This window comes from Sporocytophaga myxococcoides DSM 11118, assembly GCF_000426725.1.
GTDB lineage: Bacteria > Bacteroidota > Bacteroidia > Cytophagales > Cytophagaceae > Sporocytophaga > Sporocytophaga myxococcoides.
Map to the genome: position 1 here is coordinate 1 of NZ_AUFX01000025.1, position 1,560 is coordinate 1,560.

The 1,560-nt window shown below is 34.7% G+C and carries 2 protein-coding genes; both read left to right on the forward strand.

Annotation, left to right across the window (positions count from 1 at the left end; translation table 11 throughout):
• Nucleotides 1–44: 44 nt before the first annotated feature.
• Nucleotides 45–443 carry a transposase gene (locus K350_RS0118300; RefSeq protein ID WP_028981130.1) on the forward strand — a complete coding sequence of 133 codons (399 nt, stop codon included), beginning with the start codon at nucleotides 45–47 and terminating at the stop codon, nucleotides 441–443.
• A complete protein-coding gene (locus K350_RS0118305; protein ID WP_028981131.1) occupies nucleotides 443–1,324 on the forward strand; it encodes an IS3 family transposase in 882 nt (293 codons plus the stop codon). The genes K350_RS0118300 and K350_RS0118305 overlap by 1 nt, the downstream gene beginning before the upstream one ends.
• Nucleotides 1,325–1,560 lie beyond the last annotated feature (236 nt).

A 1,560-nucleotide genomic window follows, 5' to 3' on the forward strand; every position in this document is an offset into this window, starting at 1 on the left:
TGTCTCGTCCTGAAATAGGTTTACAGGTTTAAACCCTGTAAAAGATGACAGAAATTAAATTTTTAAAGAAAAGAGGCAGAGGAAAAAGAAAGAATACTCAGCCCTATGATATTGGATTAAAGTTGCAAATTATCCAGGAATATCAGTCTGGAGGCATTACCTTTAAAATGCTTTCAAAGAAATACAACATCAACAAGTCGGTGATAAGTTATTGGGTACGAAAATCTGAAGGCAGACTCAGTGCATTAAAATCAATTACATTTAAAAAAGTGGAATTGAATCAAGAGGAAAAGAAAGATCAAAATCAAGAAATAGAGGCTTTAAAAAAGGCCCTAGAAGAGGCCTTATTAAAGAATAAAGCTCTTGAAACAATGATAGACATTGCAGAACAAGAGCTGAAAATAAATATACGAAAAAAGTCTGGCACCAAACGATCACGATGATGAAAAATGCATATCCCAAATTAGGGCTGGCTAGGTTATGCAGATTGTTTGGTGTCACTAGGCAAGCATATTATCAATATTGCTGGCATATGAGCGATATAGGCACTGAAGCACATATCGTTTTGAACTTAGTCAATGCGATACGAAAAGATCAACCAAAGCTAGGTACCAGAAAACTACTTTCAATAATTCAAAATGATTTAATAGAGCATCAGATAAAAATGGGCAGAGATGCTTTATTCGATTTATTAGCCTCTCATAACATGCTGGTAAGGCGAAGAAAACGAACTCCTCAAACTACATTTTCAAAGCATTGGTATCGCAAATATGATAATTTACTTAAGGATTTTATCTGTTCAGGTCCTCATCAGCTCTGGGTTTCTGATATTACCTATATTTCTACTGGTGACGATTATGTTTATCTCGCCTTAATATCAGATGGCTATTCCAGAAAAATAGTAGGATATAATCTTTCAGAAAATCTTAGTACAGAAGGTTGCATTATGGCATTAAACATGGCCTTTCTTCAACTTCCTGCAGAATACAATCTTATACATCATTCTGATAGAGGAATACAATATTGTAGCATGGCCTATACAAATCTATTATCTAATAAATCCATACGGATTAGCATGACTCAAAATGGAGATCCATATGAAAACGCTATGGCTGAAAGATTAAATGGAATATTAAAACAAGAGTTATTAAAGAAAAAATATCAAAGTTATCAAGAGGCTAAAAATGAAATCGACATCGCAGTAAAGATTTATAACGAAAAGAGGCCACACCTCAGCTGTGATTTGTTGACCCCAGAAAGGGCTCACGTTGAGGATGGAATATTAAAAAGACATTGGAGAAACAAGGAGGTTATGACGGAATAAAGGTTTTTTTAGGCATTTACAGAATGCATAAAAAAGCAAATCCGACAACGGTGTAAACCTATTATCGGATTAATTATGCTATCTGACCGGATTAATCCTGGCAGGTTGCTCCTCAGCAGAGCCTGATTCCGCTTCATCCGATGATCAAATGTAAAGCGATTTTAGGATTAATAAAAAAGTGTAAATTTATAATCGGATTACCAATCCAAACTGTAAACTTTTTTTAGGACGACACA

Excerpts from the sequence above, each read along its gene's own strand:
- K350_RS0118300 (WP_028981130.1), top strand. The coding sequence starts at position 45 with ATGACAGAAATTAAATTTTTAAAGAAAAGAGGCAGAGGAAAAAGAAAG.
- K350_RS0118305 (WP_028981131.1), top strand. The coding sequence starts at position 443 with ATGAAAAATGCATATCCCAAATTAGGGCTGGCTAGGTTATGCAGATTG.